Genomic DNA, 13,936 nt, shown 5'->3' on the forward strand with positions numbered 1-13,936 from the left:
CCGCCAGGGCGCGAGGTGGGGCGGCGGGGCGGCGGGGGCCCGTGTGGCGGGGGCCCCGGGCACCTCGCCGCGTCCCCCGGGGCGGGTCCTCAGGGCAGGACCCTTGCCAGGGCGAAGCCGTCGTACCCCTTGGTGCCGACCGTCTGGATCGCCGTGCCGGTCAGGCGGGGGTGGGTGGCGATCAGGTGCAGGGCCGCGCGCGTGCCCTGGACGTCGGCCGCCGGGTCGTCCGCGTCGATCACCCGGCCGCCCCTGACGACGTTGTCGACGATGATCAGGGCGCCCGCGCTGGTGAGTTTCAGGGCCCACTCGACGTAGTGCGGGTTGTTCGCCTTGTCCGCGTCGATGAAGACCAGGTCGAAGGGCGGCGGGTTCTCGTCGGCCAGCAGCGGGAGGGACGTCAGGGCCTCGCCCACGCGGACCTCCACGATCTTGTCGAGGCCGGCCCGCGCGATGTTCCGCTCGGCGACGTCCGCGTGCTTGCGGCTGTACTCCAGCGTGACGAGGCGGCCGTCCTCGGGGAGCGCCCGCGCCAGGCAGATCGTGCTGTAACCCCCCAGCGTCCCGATCTCCAGGATCCGCCGGGCCCCCTGGAGCTCGGCGAGGAGCCGGAGCAGCTTCCCCTGACCGGCCGAGACGCTGATCGGCGGGAGCCCCGCCGCCTCGCTCTCCCGCAGCGCCGCCGTCAACACCTCGTCCCTCAGCCCCAGTTCCTCCTCGAAGTACCCGTCCACCGATGCCCAGAGCTGCTCGTCGCTCATCGTCCCCTGCCTCTCCACGCTGTCTGATCCGCCCAACGGCCGTCACCACCGCCGAGGTTCCCGACCCGTGGTCCGAGCCGGCGCTTTCACCCGTTCGGCGCATCCGGACGCCGTGCGGCCCAGCCCCTCAGCCGGTACCCCTGCCCTGCCCCGGCACCTGCTGCACCCGGCGGTGCCTGTGCCGGGCGCCGTACGTGTTCTGGTTCAACGGCGGTGCGCAGAAGGGGTACTTGTGGAGAGCCCTGGGGGACGCGAAGAGGTGCGCCGTACCGCCGTCCGCCGACGGCGTGGGCGCGGCGTACGGCGCGGCACTCGGCATCGGAGGCACACGCGGCGCGGACCGGGGGACCGGCGGCACGTCGAACACCGCGCGGCCCGCGCCGGTCGCCCCGGCCTCCGCGACGGGCGGCACCCCACCTGCCGGGGGCGTTTCCGGGAACGGCGGAATCCCGACCGTGGTCGTCGACCTGGCCCCCGCGACGGGCGGCACCCCACCCGCCATCGGCGTCTCCGGGAACGGCGCAACCCCGACCGTCGGAGCGGCGTCCGGCATCGGCGGGACCCCGGCGCCGGACGTCCGTTCCGTGGCGTCACCCCACGACGCTCCGTCCGGGCCACCGGTCGGTGCCGTCCTCGGCCTGGGCGGAATCCCGGTCGCCGGTGCCTCCTCCGGGAGGGGAGGCATTCCGGCGGCGTACGGCATCGAGGTGCCGCCGCGCGCGGGCGCCTGATCCGGCCACCAAGGGCTCCCGGCCGACGGCGCCCCTTCCACGGCGAAGCCGGCGCCCACCGCCGGCGCCGTCCTCGGCATCGGCGGAACCCCGCTCGTCCCCGGCGCCGCCGGAACCCCGACGGTCGGTGCCTCCGTCGGCATCGGCGGCACCGCACCCGCGCGCGGAGCGCCGCCACCCCCCACGCGTGCGCGGAGCGCCCCCAACGCGTCGGCCACCCGCGCGCTGAGGCCGCTCATCGGGGTCTCCTCCGTCGTGCCGGTCATTGCTGTCGTGCTCCCTTCAGAAGAGGTGGAAGTGGGGACACGCCCCAGGAACCAGCGCCGGCCCCCCGCACCCGGCCGGGCCTGCGCACCCGGCCGTGCCTGCGCACGCGCGCGGTGACCCTGTTCCGAGTGGCTGCCCTGCACTGGATGGTGACCCGGCTCCGAGTGACTGCCCCGCGCTGCGCGGCCCCCCTGCTCCCCGTGGCTACCCGGCATCGCGCGGTCCCCCGCCCCCACTCGGTCCCCCGCCCCCACTCGGTCGCCCGCCCCCACTCGGTCGCCCGGCACTGCGCGGTCACCCCGCTCCAGGTGATCACCCCGCCCTGCCCAGCTCCCCCGCCCTGCGGAGTCGCCCTGCCCCGCGCGGCCCCCTTGACCTGCACGGTCGCCCCGCCCCGCCCGGTCACGTTCCCCCGCCCGCTCCCCCCGCTCCCCCCACCCCACCCGATGCCCCCGCACCGCGAGACGGATCGCCGCCCCGCCCACCGCGAGGATCACCGCCGCCACCGCGAGAAGCCACGCCGGTACCCCCGCGAGCGTGCGCAGGCGGTCGGCGTACACGACCTGCCGCACGGGCGCGTCGGAAGCGGCGCGGCGCAGGCCGGGGTCGGTGGTGATGGGCGTGGCGACGTCCTGGGCGACAGCCGTCAGGTAGGGGGTTTCGCGGGCGAACGTCGACAGAAGGCCGTCGGTTGCCCGCACCCGCCCCCCGTACGTCACGCGCAGGCGCGAGTCGCCGATCGCGGAGACCGGCTCCATGCGGGGCGCCGAGAGGACATACAGCGACAGGGACACCGGCGTCGAGGCCGGCCGCATCGGGTGCACCGGCGCCTGCGCGGCGAACGTGACGAGCAGGGGGCCCAGGGGGGCGGCCCTGAGGGCGCCGTACGCGGCCGGGGTCGGCTTGATCGCGACGTACTGCCGACGCAGCGCCACGTACGGCCGCAGGGCGTCCTGGAGGCCCGCGGGAAGGGCGAAACCGCCCGCGCGCGGCCACGCGGACAGCGGGTCGGTGGGGGAGAGGCGGATCACCGTGAACGGGCCGAGCCGCTGGCCGGCGACGACGCCGACACCGGGGCGCGGACCCGGCGGGGGAGGCCCGGGGCCCCGGTCGGCACCGGACGTGAAGGGCCAGTCGCCGTCCTGCGGCCAGAAGTGCAGCCGGGTGCGGTACGAGGGGACCGTGGCCGACGCCGGCTGGTCGAACAGGGCGGGGTCGCCCGGCTTCACCGACGTCCGCGCGGGGACCGGCGACAACCACCCCGCGTCCGGCGCGTCGCCCGCGACGGTCAGCCGGGTCACGATGTGCTCGCGCGCGCCGTCCCACCGGACGACGGAGACCTCCCGGGTGACCGCCGCGCGCCGGTCGTCCCCGGTGATCAGCGCCCCGCCCGCGTACGCGGGAGCCACCGGCAGGAGAACGGCCGGCAGCAGAAGAGCGGCCAGCGCACGCGCGCGTAAGGACGGGGATGAACCTTTCGCCGCTCCCGGTCGTCTCCACGGAAAACCGACCACCATGCCCGAAGCCCTCCGTAGTCATCCGTCACTACTCGTAGTGCTGTGACCCGCGCGGGTCTACGACGGTACGGGCGCGGCGGGGCTTCCGTTCGGCGCCGATTCAAATCCCGCCCATGAGACGGGCGAAAACAGCCCCCGAGGGCGCGACCTGCCCGGACACGCACTATCGTCTTCCGGACAAAAGGAGAAGGGCTGCCAGGTGAAGCAGGGGTGACCTGCGTCTCTGTCAGGGGGAGAGGCGTGCCCGTAGGGTTCGTCCGGAGGAAACCCCTGGTGGGCCTCCGGGAGAACCACCAGACAAGCGGGATCGAACGAACGGGGCGGGAGGCCTACCAGCCGTGGCGAATGCGGAGCACAGCGGGCGACCGGCGGAACCCTTCGGGGCGAGTGCCGTCGACCCCGCGGACGCACGACAGGCGCGTCTGCGCGCGGCCCGCATCGGCCTGTGGCTGCTCGTGGCGGTCCTCGCCGTACGGCAGGTCGCGGCCGTCCTGTCGACCCCGCGCGGGGAGCGCCTGACCGACCTGGAGACCTGGGTCGGCCAGAACGGCGTGCTGCACGTCAACGGCTCGCTGTACGACTCCACCCAGTTCACCGGCACCCCCTTCGGCGGCCTCGTCCTCAAGCCCCTCACGAAGGCCGCGGAACAGGCCCTCGGCTGGGGCTGGACGTTCGGCACGCTGCTGCTGGTCGCCGCCCTCGGCGTCGTCGCCGCGCGCGCCCTCCCGCAGCCCGTGAGCCGCCGTACGGCCCTCCTCGCGGCCCCCGTCGCCATCAGCCTCCTGATGCTCTCCCTGCCCGTCCGCAACACCCTGTGGCTCGGCCAGACCAGCATCATCCCGGTGCTGCTGGTCCTCCTCGGCTGCTTCGTCGCGCGCGGGAAGTACGCCGGCGGCGTCCTCATCGGCGTCGCCGCGGCCCTCCAGCCGACCGTCCTGCTCTTCGCCGCGCTCCTGTGGTTCACGCGCAGACGCCGGGCGGCGGCGACGGCCGTCGGCACGTTCGGCGCGGCCACGCTGCTCGCCTGGGCCGCGATGCCGCACGACTCGTACACGTACTGGGTCCACCACATCGCCGGCACCGGGCTCGGCGGCAAGGCCGACGACCTCGCGAACCAGTCCCTACACGGCGCGCTGCTGCGCCTCGGGGTGAACGGGCCGCTCGAAATCGGCCTGTTCCTTGCGCTCGGCGCCGCCGTCGCCGTTCTCGGGGTGCGCCGTGCCGTGCGCTACGCGCGGGACGGCCAGTTGCTGCTCGCCGTCGCGATCACCGGGTGCGCCGCCATCGCCGTGTCGCCCACCACCTGGCAGCACCAGCTGCTGTGGGTGCTGCTCGCCGTCGTCGGGCGGGTCGGGAAGCGGGCCTCCGACCGGTACGTGTGGCCCGTCGCCGTCGTCCTGGTGATGACGCTGCCCGCGAAGATGATGCTGCCGAACATGGCCGCCCTGTACCCCGTCCGCGACAACATCGTCCTGTTCGCCGCGATCGCCGCCGCCACGTTCCTGCCGTTCCTGTCCCGCAAGGACCCGCTGTACGCCGCGCCGACGCCCACGCAGTACGCCGCGCCCGTGCCCGCGCGCTTCTCCTGGGTGCCGCTGCTGCCGTTCATGCGGCGCGTGCTGTCCCGGCCGAACCTCCTCCTCGAACTGCTCCTCATCCGCGTCACCTACGCGGCGTACCAGAAGGTCCGCCTCGCGGCCACCGGCGGCACGAACTCCGGCGGGCGCGTGCGCGCGGAGGAGCACGGGCAGCAGATCCTCGACATCGAGCGCTTCCTGCACATCGACATCGAGCACGCCGTCAACCACTGGGTCGTCGGCGTCTCCTGGCTGCGCAACTACTTCGACTTCTACTACGAGTCGTTCCACTTCGTCGTCCCGCTGACGGTCCTCGCGGTCCTCTACTGGCGCCGCCCCGTCGACTACCGCTGGGCCCGAGCCTCCCTCGGCTTCGCCACGCTCCTGGCCCTGGTCGGCTTCTGGCTCTACCCCCTCGCGCCCCCGCGCCTGATGCCCTCCCTCGGCATCATCGACACCGTCCACGGCGTCCAGGACTTCTCCAAACCGGACTACGGCACGTTGACGGCCCTCACCAACCAGTACGCCGCCATGCCGTCCCTCCACTTCGGCTGGTCCCTCTGGTGCGGCCTCGTCATCGCGATCGTGGCCCCGAAGTGGTGGATGAAGGCCCTGGGCCTCCTGCACCCCTTCTTCACGGTCTCGGCCATCGTCGCCACGGGCAACCACTGGGTCCTGGACGCGGCGGGCGGCGCGGTCGTCGTCCTTGCCGGGTTCGGGCTGTCGTACGCGTTCATGGGGCCCCGCGCCCGGACGGCGGTGAAGACCGCGCCCGAGGAACAGGACAGGGAACCGGAGAGAACGGTTGCGGCACCTTCTCCTGGCTGACGGGTGCGCCGGGCTCATCTCGTAGGTGCCGAGCCCGGCTCCCGTCGTGAGGCAGGGTTCACAGGTCCATCGGCGTCGCGCACTCGAACCACACCGTCTTGCCGAGGGGCCCGACCGGGTCCACTCCCCACTTGTCCGTGAGGGCGTCCACCAGGACCAGACCCCGGCCGGACTCGGCGTCCAGGGGCAAGTCTCGGGTCGGGGTGGGGAGTTGGGGGCAGGGGTCCGTCACCTCCACGCGGATCGCGTTCGGCTGGCGGAGGATCAGGATCTGGCAGCGGCGGTCGGGGACGTGGCGGTGGACGTTCGTGACCAGTTCCGTGAGGGCCAACTCCACGGCGTCCGTGACCTCTTCCGTGCGCCACTCCTTCAGCAGCGTGCGCGTGATGCGGCGGATGTGGCGCGGGGAGTGGTCGCCGACCCTGAGGATCATGCAGTACGTGGGGAAGAGGGGACCCACCAGGAAGGGGGGAAAGTGTTCGTTCACGGTACGAGCGTGGACCCTCTTCCCTACTCTGGGCTACCACGCGAATACAACCTGTCGGTTTGTTCGCGGGAATTCGAAACTTCTTGCCAGAGAGGGGACTTGGGTGACCCACATCAACGTTCTCGACCCGGGTGCGTCGCCGCTCGACTACTACGGCTTCGAGCTGCGCCGCTTCCGCGAGGCGTCCGGGATGACGCAGGGTCAGCTGGGTGACGTCGTCAACTACACGGGTTCCCTCATCGGCCAGATCGAGAACGCGCGCAAGGTCCCCACACTGGAGTTCAGCCAGCGGATCGACGCGGCACTGAACACGGACGGTTTCTTCTCACGGCTGGTCATTCTTGTCCTGCGCTCCCAACTGCCGTCGTGGTTCCAGCAGGTGGCGGAGTTGGAGGCGCGGGCGGTCGAGATCCTGACGTTCCAGATCGGCATGATCCACGGCCTCCTCCAGACCCCGGCGTACGCGCGCGCCACGCTCGGCACCCTCGACCAGGTCGACCTCGACAACCGCACGACCGCCCGGCTCGCCCGCCAGCACATCCTGGTGAAGGAGCACCCGCCCGTCTTCTGGGCGATCGTCAGTGAAGCCGCGCTCTACCAGGAGATCGGCGGACGCGAGATCATGCGGGAGCAACTGGCGCATCTGTTGTCCTTCGAGGACAACCCCCGGATCAACGTGCAGATCCTGCCGTTCACGGCCGGCGCGCACGCGGGACTGACAGGGTCGTTCAACCTCTACCGCTTCGCTGACGACCCCGACATCGTCTACACCGAGGGGTACGGCGACGGGCATCCGACGGCCAACCCGGACACCGTCGAAGACTGCTCGCTCCGTTACGATCATCTCCAAGCCGCCGCACTCTCCATCAAGGACTCGGCGGAGTTGATGCGGCGGGTGATGGAGGAACGCTATGGCGCGGAGCGCGGAGATTCTGTGGCGTAAGTCCAGCTACAGCAGTGACCAGGGCGGCGATTGTGTAGAGATCGCCTCGACTCCCTTCCCCCGTATCGCCGTCCGCGACTCCAAGAACCCCGCAGGCCCCCACCTCTCCCTCCACCCCACGGCGTTCTCGGAGTTCCTGACCTGGACTCAGAGCCGCTGAAGAATCGTCCCCGTGGCCAGCGCACCCCCCGCACACATGACGACCATCGCGAACTCCTTGTCGGCCCGCTCCAGTTCATGAAGCGCTGTCGTGATGAGCCGAGCCCCGGTCGCCCCCACCGGATGCCCGAGGGCGATCGCACCCCCGTTGACGTTGACCTTCGCCAGGTCCTGCCCGAACACCCGCGCCCAGCTCAACACCACTGACGCGAACGCCTCGTTGATCTCCACGAGGTCGATGTCCTTCAGTGTCATCCCGGCCTTGCCCAGCACCGCGTGCGTCGCGTCGATCGGCCCGTCGAGGTGGTAGTGCGGATCGGCACCGACCAACGCCTGCGCGACGATCCGAGCCCGGGGCTTCAACTTCAGCGCCCGGGCCATCCGTTTGGACGCCCACATGATCGCGGCGGCCCCGTCGCTGATCTGCGAGGAGTTCCCCGCCGTGTGAACGGCCGTCGGCATGATGGGTTTCAGCCCCGCGAGCGCCTCAAGTGACGTGTCGCGCAGCCCCTCGTCGCGGTCCACGAGCCGCCACATCCCCTGCCCGGCGGCCTGTTCCTCCTCGGTGGTCGGCACCTGCACGCCGAACGTCTCGCGCTTGAACCGCTCCTCCGACCACGCGTCCGCCGCCCGCTGCTGGGACAGCACGCCCAGCCCGTCGACGTCCTCGCGCGTCAACTCCCGCCGCCGGGCGATGCGTTCGGCGGCCTCGAACTGGTTGGGCAGGTCGACGTTCCACTCGTCGGGGAACGGCTTCCCGGGCCCGTGCTTGGACGCGGAGCCCAGCGGCACCCGCGACATGGCCTCGACGCCGCAGCTCACCCCGACGTCGATGACCCCGGCGGCGATCATGTTCGCGGTCATGTGCGAGGCCTGCTGGGAGGACCCGCACTGGCAGTTGACGGTCGTCGCGGCGGTCTCGTACGGCAGGCCCATGGTCAGCCAGGCGGTCCGCACGGGGTTGGCGGACTGCTCGCCGGCCTGGGTCACCGCGCCGCCGACGATCTGCTCGACCGCGTCGGCGGGAATGCCGGTACGGCCGAGGAGTTCACGGTACGTCTCGCCGAGCAGGTAGGCGGGGTGGAGGTTGGCGAGCGCGCCTCCGCGCTTGCCGATGGGGGTGCGGACTGCTTCCACGATCACGGGTTCGGCGGCCATGGGTGCGGATTCCTTCCGGGGCCGAGTAACTAGTACGTGTTCTAGTTCCGCCTGCCAGTCTGCGGATGTGGCGTACGTCACCGCAAGGGTCTTGCAGCCTCAAGCCCGCTGAACTACGGTCTCCGCACCTATTTCTGATGAGCCGTCAGATGGCGGGAGCTGTCCCATGCCCTGTCCAGCGCTTCCCGAAGGCTTCGACTTCACCGACCCCGACCTGCTGCACGCCCGTGTCCCCCTGCCGGAGTTCGCCGACCTGCGCAGCGTCGAACCGGTGCGCTGGATACCGCAGTCGGGCAACGTCGCCGGCTTCCAGGACGAGGGGTACTGGGCCGTGACCCGGCACGCCGACGTCCGGTACGTCTCGACGCACCCCGAACTCTTCTCGTCCTCCGTCAACACCGCGATCATCCGCTTCAACGACCACATCGACCGCGCGTCCATCGAGGCGCAGCGCCTGATCATGCTGAACATGGACCCGCCGGAGCACACGAGGGTCCGGCAGATCGTCCAACGGGGCTTCACGCCACGGTCGATCCGCGCGCTGGAGGAGAGGCTGCGCACGCGCGCGTACGACATCGTCGAGCTCGTACGCGGCAGCGCGGACCCCTTCGACTTCGTCACCCAGGTCGCCTGCGAACTCCCCCTCCAGGCGATTGCCGAGCTGATCGGCATCCCCCAGGACGACCGGGCGCGGGTCTTCGACTGGTCCAACAAGATGATCGCCTACGACGACCCCGAGTTCGCCGTGACGGAGGAGGTGGGCCAGCAGTCGGCCGCCGAGATCATCGCCTACGCGATGGACATGGCCGGCGAGCGCAAGAAGTGCCCGGCGCGGGACATCGTGTCGACGCTGGTCGCCGCCGAGGACGAAGGGAACCTGAACTCCGACGAGTTCGGCTTCTTCGTGCTGATGCTGGCGGTCGCCGGGAACGAGACGACCCGCAACGCGATCACGCACGGCATGCACGCGTTCCTGACCCACCCCGACCAGTGGGAGCTGTACTGCCGCGAACGCCCTTCGACCATGGCCGAGGAGGTCGTCCGCTGGGCCACCCCTGTCGTGTCGTTCCAGCGAACGGCCACGCAGGACACGGAGTTGGGCGGGAAGCAGATCAAGAAGGGCGAACGGGTGGGGCTGTTCTACGCCTCCGCCAACCACGACCCCGAAGTCTTCGAGAATCCCGGCCAGTTCGACATCATGAGAGACCCGAACCCCCACCTCGGGTTCGGAGGCGGGGGTCCGCATTACTGCCTGGGCAAGTCGCTGGCCGTACTGGAGATCGACCTGATCTTCAACGCCGTCGCCGACGCGATGCCGGGAATCCGGCTGGTGGAGGACCCGCGGCGGCTGCGGTCGGCGTGGATCAACGGCGTCAAGGAGCTGAAGGTCAGCGCCAGTTGACCGGAAGGCCGGTCAGTACCAGCCGTTCGCCTGCCAGAAGTTCCACGCCGCGGCCGGGCTGCCGTACCGCGAATTCATGTACTGGAGGCCCCACTTGATCTGCGTGGCGGCGTTCGTCTTCCAGTCGGCGCCGGCGGACGCCATCTTCGAGCCGGGGAGGGCCTGGACGAGGCCGTAGGCGCCGGAGGAGGAGTTCGTCGCGTCGACGTCCCAGCCGGACTCGTGCTCGACGATGTGCGCGAACGCGTCGTACTGCGCCGTGTCCGGGATCAGCTGCTTCGCGATCGTCCGCGCCTCGGCGGCGGAGTCCGCGGTCGCGGTCGCCGCGTGGGCGGGGGCCGCGGTGAGGGCCAGGCCGGCGGCGGCGGTGGCCACGGCGGCGGTCGTGAGGGCCTTCTTCGGGGACCGGGTGATGCTGCGGAGGGCGGCGAAAGACACAGGGACCTTTTTCTTCGGGGACAGGGCGGTCGCTCGCGCCGGGGGAGTCTCACCTCCGGCAAAGCGTCGGCGCCGAGGCCCGTGGGGGCTTGTCGGCGCCGTGCGACGTCAACCAGAGAAGCAGGCGGCGGGGGGCACCCGCAAACACCTCCTTTACTAGGTTTCGTCGCATTTGAGGTGACTCATTGCCGTGTGACCTGCGTCCGGAGCTACGAACCGGCTTCGTAGGTGACCCGGGTCACGTGGGGTGGTTCACCGGTCAACGGCATATTTCGGGACTTTCTAGCTGAAAGTGACCGACCGGAACTCCGTGCTCTCGCCCCCTCCGGAGTGCGGCACCAGTGCGGTCGCCTCACCCGTGCAGTCCGGGTTCTCGAACACCACGGCCGTGGAGCGCGTGTCGTTGTACGCGTAGCGCGCGGGCGAGCTGGAGCTCGGGTTCGCCACCTCGGGCAGCGTGATGCAGTCCCCGCTCGCCGGGTCCTCCAGGATGGCGATCTGGTCGGAGCCGTCCAGGCCGCTGTAGGCGTAGAGGAAGGCGCCGTCGGCCGCCGACGCGGAGGTGGGGACGGTGACGATCAGGGCGAGAGCCCCGACGCCGGCGGCCAGGGCGGTACGCATGCGCATGTGCGCGGTTCCTTTCGCGGTCTCTCCGTGACCCATGGGAGGCATGAAGCTGCGGAGAGTGACGAGTGTTACGGCGGCAGACCTGCCCAGGCCGAACCGGGTCATGCCGGTACTCACTCGGACGAAGGATCGTGTTCCGTACGTTTACGTCGCGACGGCCACGTACGTCACCGGGTCGCTCCCCGGCACCGCCTCCACGCGGCCCAGCTTCACCAGGCGCCTGACGTGCGCTTCCGCCTCCGACACCGCGATGTTCCGGGAGCCGTACGGGATCTGGGCCCACGGCCGGTTCCACTCCATTCGCACCGCCAGCTGCCACGGCGTGAGGGGCGTTGTCAGTAGCGCCTGCAATGCTGAAAGCCGCTGGTCGTGGTGGTCCAGCAGGGCCTGGACGCGGGCCGGGGCGTCGGTGAACGTGTGCTGGTGGGCGGGGAGGATCTCGGAGGGGGTGAGGCGGGCTATCCGTTCCAGGGAGTCGAGGTAGTCACCGAGCGGGTCCGTGACGGTCGCGTCGTCCGGGTCCTCGTACAGGCCGATGTGGGGAGTGATCTCGGGAAGGAGGTGATCGCCGGAGAAGAGGCGGCCCGTGCCGGGGAGGTCGTGCGGGTGGGCCTCCTCCAGGTGCAGGCAGACGTGACCGGGCGTGTGCCCCGGCGTCCAGATCGCGCGCAGGCGGCGGCCGGGCAGGGGGAGCAGCTCGCCGGGGACGATCTCCCGGTCCGGGACCGCCGGGGAGAACCCGGGAAGCGGCCGGCGCGGGGCCTCGCGCAGCGGCGCCACATGCTCCTCGGGCGCGCCCGCCGCCGTCAGCTTCGCCGCCATGTACGTGTACCAGCGCTCCGGCCGCGTCTCCCGGGTGCGGCGGACGATCGCCGCGTCCGCCTCGTGCATCGCGATCCACGCGCCCGACGCGTCCCGCACTCTGCCGGAGAGGCCGTGGTGGTCGGGGTGGTGGTGGGTGACGACGACGCCGGTCAGCTCCGCCACGGACGTACCGCAGTCGGCGAGGCCCTGGACGAGGGTGTCCCACGACGCCGGATCGTCCCAGCCGGTGTCCACGAGCACCGGTCCGGCGTCCGTGTCCACGACGTACACCAGCGTGTGGCCCAACGGGTTGTCAGGGATGGGGACTTGGAGGGAGCGGACGCCGCCGCCGTGGTCGTACGCCTTCGTGCCGGTCCCCGTCATGTGCCCTCCGCATGCCGCCGCGCCGTGGCCATTGCTCACTATAACTAGAACTGGTATCAGTTCCTGAAACACCGTCAGAAACCGGTGCCGATACCGAGGGTGTGGTGGCTATGGACGTCGTGGAGTACGGACAGCTGGTCATCGGCGGGGAGTTGGTGGCGCCGCTCGGGGACGGGGTCATCGAGGTGGTGTCGCCGCACACCGAGGAGGTCATCGGGCGGGTGCCTCATGCGACGTACGGGGACGTCGACCGGGCCGTCGAGGTGGCCCGGCGGGCCTTCGACGAAGGGCCCTGGCCCCGGCTGTCGTTGGAGGAGCGGATCGCCGTCGTCTCGCGGATCAAGGACGGGATCGCCGCGCGGCACGAGGAGTTGGCCCGGGTCATCTCCTGCGAGAACGGGTCGCCCTACTCGTGGAGCGTGCTCGGGCAGGCGCTCGCGTCCATGATGGTGTGGGACGCCGCGATCACCGTCGCCCGGGGGTTCGTGTTCGAGGAGCGGCGGGACGGGGTGCTCGGGAAGATCCTCGTACGGCGGGAGCCCGTGGGGGTGGTCGCCGCCGTCATCCCCTGGAACACGCCCCAGTTCGTCGCCGCGTCCAAGCTGGCGCCGGCGCTGCTCAGCGGGTGCACGGTCGTGCTCAAGCCGTCCCCCGAGGCCCCGCTCGACTCGTACGTGCTCGCCGAGATCTGCCGGGATGCCGGGCTGCCCGAAGGGGTGTTGTCGGTGCTGCCCGCGGACCGGGAGGCCGGGGAGTATCTCGTCGGGCATGCCGGGGTCGACAAAGTCGCGTTCACCGGGTCCGTGGCCGCCGGGAAACGGGTCATGGCCGTGGCCGCCCGGAATCTGACCCGGGTCACTCTGGAGTTGGGGGGGAAGTCCGCGGCGATCGTGCTGCCCGACGCGGATGTCGACGCGGCGGTCGGCGGGATCGGGCCCGCCGCCTGGATGAACAACGGGCAGGCATGTGTCGCGCAGACGCGGATTCTGCTGCCCCGGGAGCGGTACGACGAGTTCGCCGAGGCGTTCGTCGCCGCCGTCCGCGCGCTGAAAGTCGGCGACCCGCTCGACCCCGCCACCCAGATCGGGCCCCTCGTCGCCCGGCGGCAACAGGAACGCAGCTTCGAGTACATCCGGGTCGGGCAGGAAGAAGGCGCCAAAGTTCTCGCCGGGGGCGGGCGTCCTGACGGTCTCGAACGCGGCTGGTACGTCGCTCCCACGCTTCTCGGCGACGTCGACAACAGTATGCGCGTCGCCCGCGAGGAGATATTCGGCCCCGTCATCTGCCTCCTCCCCTACGGCGACGAAGAAGAGGCCGTACGGATCGCCAATGACTCCGATTACGGCTTGAGCGGGAGCGTCTGGACCCAGGACGTCGAGCGCGGCATCGATATCGCCCGACGGGTACGGACCGGCACGTACAACGTGAACACGTTCAGCCTCGACATGCTCGGCCCCTTCGGCGGCTACAAGAACAGCGGCCTGGGCCGCGAATTCGGTCCCGAAGGATTCGGTGAATACCTCGAACACAAAATGATTCACCTCCCGGCTGGGGCCTAGCCGTGGGTGATCGGTGGCGGCTCGACGTGGATCGGTCGTTGTGCATCGGCTCCGCCCAGTGCGTCCACCGGACCCAGGGCTTCTTCCAACTCGACCCCGGCCGCCAGTCCCAGCCGGCCGAGGTGGAGACCGACGCGAACGAGGCCGTCCTGGAGGCGGCGGAGAACTGCCCGGTGGAGGCGATCTCGATCGCCCTGGCGGGAAGCGGGGAGGTGGTGTTCCCGCCGGAGGAGTAGGGGGCTGAGGGGTGTGGCGGGTGCGGGGCCGTTGTGGCTGGTCGCGCAGTTCCCCGCG

13 protein-coding genes are annotated in these 13,936 nt (G+C 71.1%); 6 read left to right on the forward strand and 7 right to left on the reverse strand.

Translation table 11 applies throughout. The features are described from left to right. Window positions 1-89 precede the first annotated feature (89 nt). Together PV682_RS23580 and PV682_RS23585 are read right to left on the reverse strand one after the other, a co-directional pair. Window positions 90-761 (reverse strand): O-methyltransferase, encoded by a 672-nt coding sequence (locus PV682_RS23580; protein ID WP_112477207.1) that lies wholly within the window; start codon window positions 759-761, stop codon window positions 90-92. Window positions 762-888: 127 nt separating this feature from the next. Continuing rightward, complete coding sequence (locus tag PV682_RS23585; RefSeq protein ID WP_319732988.1) at window positions 889-3,168, reverse strand: DUF2330 domain-containing protein; 2,280 nt, start codon at window positions 3,166-3,168, stop codon at window positions 889-891. Window positions 3,169-3,614: 446 nt separating this feature from the next. On the opposite strand from PV682_RS23585, the gene PV682_RS23590 reads away from it, so the two are divergent. Further along, window positions 3,615-5,681 carry a bifunctional glycosyltransferase 87/phosphatase PAP2 family protein gene (locus PV682_RS23590; RefSeq protein WP_319732990.1) on the forward strand — a complete coding sequence of 689 codons (2,067 nt, stop codon included), beginning with the start codon at window positions 3,615-3,617 and terminating at the stop codon, window positions 5,679-5,681. A gap of 58 nt (window positions 5,682-5,739) precedes the next feature. Here the strand turns inward: PV682_RS23590 and PV682_RS23595 are convergent, their stop codons facing one another. Then, on the reverse strand, window positions 5,740-6,168 hold the full coding sequence (locus tag PV682_RS23595; RefSeq protein ID WP_319732992.1) for an ATP-binding protein: 429 nt from the start codon (window positions 6,166-6,168) through the stop codon (window positions 5,740-5,742). 103 nt (window positions 6,169-6,271) lie between these two features. Between PV682_RS23595 and PV682_RS23600 the strand changes: the two genes are divergently transcribed. Together PV682_RS23600 and PV682_RS23605 are read left to right on the forward strand one after the other, a co-directional pair. Then, complete coding sequence (locus PV682_RS23600; RefSeq protein WP_319732994.1) at window positions 6,272-7,111, forward strand: helix-turn-helix domain-containing protein; 840 nt, start codon at window positions 6,272-6,274, stop codon at window positions 7,109-7,111. Then, window positions 7,080-7,271, forward strand: a complete 192-nt coding sequence (locus PV682_RS23605) for a DUF397 domain-containing protein (RefSeq protein WP_319732996.1) — start codon at window positions 7,080-7,082, stop codon at window positions 7,269-7,271. The genes PV682_RS23600 and PV682_RS23605 overlap by 32 nt, the downstream gene beginning before the upstream one ends. Here the strand turns inward: PV682_RS23605 and PV682_RS23610 are convergent. Further along, on the reverse strand, window positions 7,259-8,428 hold the full coding sequence (locus PV682_RS23610; RefSeq protein WP_319732998.1) for a steroid 3-ketoacyl-CoA thiolase: 1,170 nt from the start codon (window positions 8,426-8,428) through the stop codon (window positions 7,259-7,261). The two genes, PV682_RS23605 and PV682_RS23610, sit on opposite strands and share 13 nt — an antisense overlap. Window positions 8,429-8,594: 166 nt before the next feature. On the opposite strand from PV682_RS23610, the gene PV682_RS23615 reads away from it, so the two are divergent. Then, a complete protein-coding gene (locus PV682_RS23615) occupies window positions 8,595-9,830 on the forward strand; it encodes a cytochrome P450 (protein WP_319733000.1) in 1,236 nt (411 codons plus the stop codon). 12 nt (window positions 9,831-9,842) lie between these two features. Here the strand turns inward: PV682_RS23615 and PV682_RS23620 are convergent, their stop codons facing one another. The 3 genes from PV682_RS23620 to PV682_RS23630 all read right to left on the reverse strand — a co-directional run bounded on the left by PV682_RS23620 (window position 9,843) and on the right by PV682_RS23630 (window position 12,083). Further along, window positions 9,843-10,268, reverse strand: a complete 426-nt coding sequence (locus PV682_RS23620) for an aggregation-promoting factor C-terminal-like domain-containing protein (RefSeq protein WP_319733002.1) — start codon at window positions 10,266-10,268, stop codon at window positions 9,843-9,845. A gap of 282 nt (window positions 10,269-10,550) precedes the next feature. Next, entirely contained in the window at window positions 10,551-10,895 is a 345-nt protein-coding gene (locus tag PV682_RS23625; protein WP_319733004.1) for a hypothetical protein, read from the reverse strand. Window positions 10,896-11,039: 144 nt separating this feature from the next. Continuing rightward, the gene (locus PV682_RS23630) at window positions 11,040-12,083 is read right to left on the reverse strand and encodes an MBL fold metallo-hydrolase (RefSeq protein ID WP_319733006.1); all 1,044 of its coding nucleotides are present in this window, start codon (window positions 12,081-12,083) and stop codon (window positions 11,040-11,042) included. A gap of 110 nt (window positions 12,084-12,193) precedes the next feature. Between PV682_RS23630 and PV682_RS23635 the strand changes: the two genes are divergently transcribed. Together PV682_RS23635 and PV682_RS23640 are read left to right on the forward strand one after the other, a co-directional pair. After that, window positions 12,194-13,642 (forward strand): aldehyde dehydrogenase, encoded by a 1,449-nt coding sequence (locus tag PV682_RS23635; RefSeq protein WP_319733008.1) that lies wholly within the window; start codon window positions 12,194-12,196, stop codon window positions 13,640-13,642. 2 nt (window positions 13,643-13,644) lie between these two features. Continuing rightward, window positions 13,645-13,878, forward strand: coding sequence for a ferredoxin (locus tag PV682_RS23640; protein WP_319733010.1), 234 nt, complete (start codon window positions 13,645-13,647; stop codon window positions 13,876-13,878). Window positions 13,879-13,936 lie beyond the last annotated feature (58 nt).

This window comes from Streptomyces niveiscabiei (assembly GCF_033794345.1).
Lineage (GTDB): Bacteria > Actinomycetota > Actinomycetes > Streptomycetales > Streptomycetaceae > Streptomyces > Streptomyces niveiscabiei.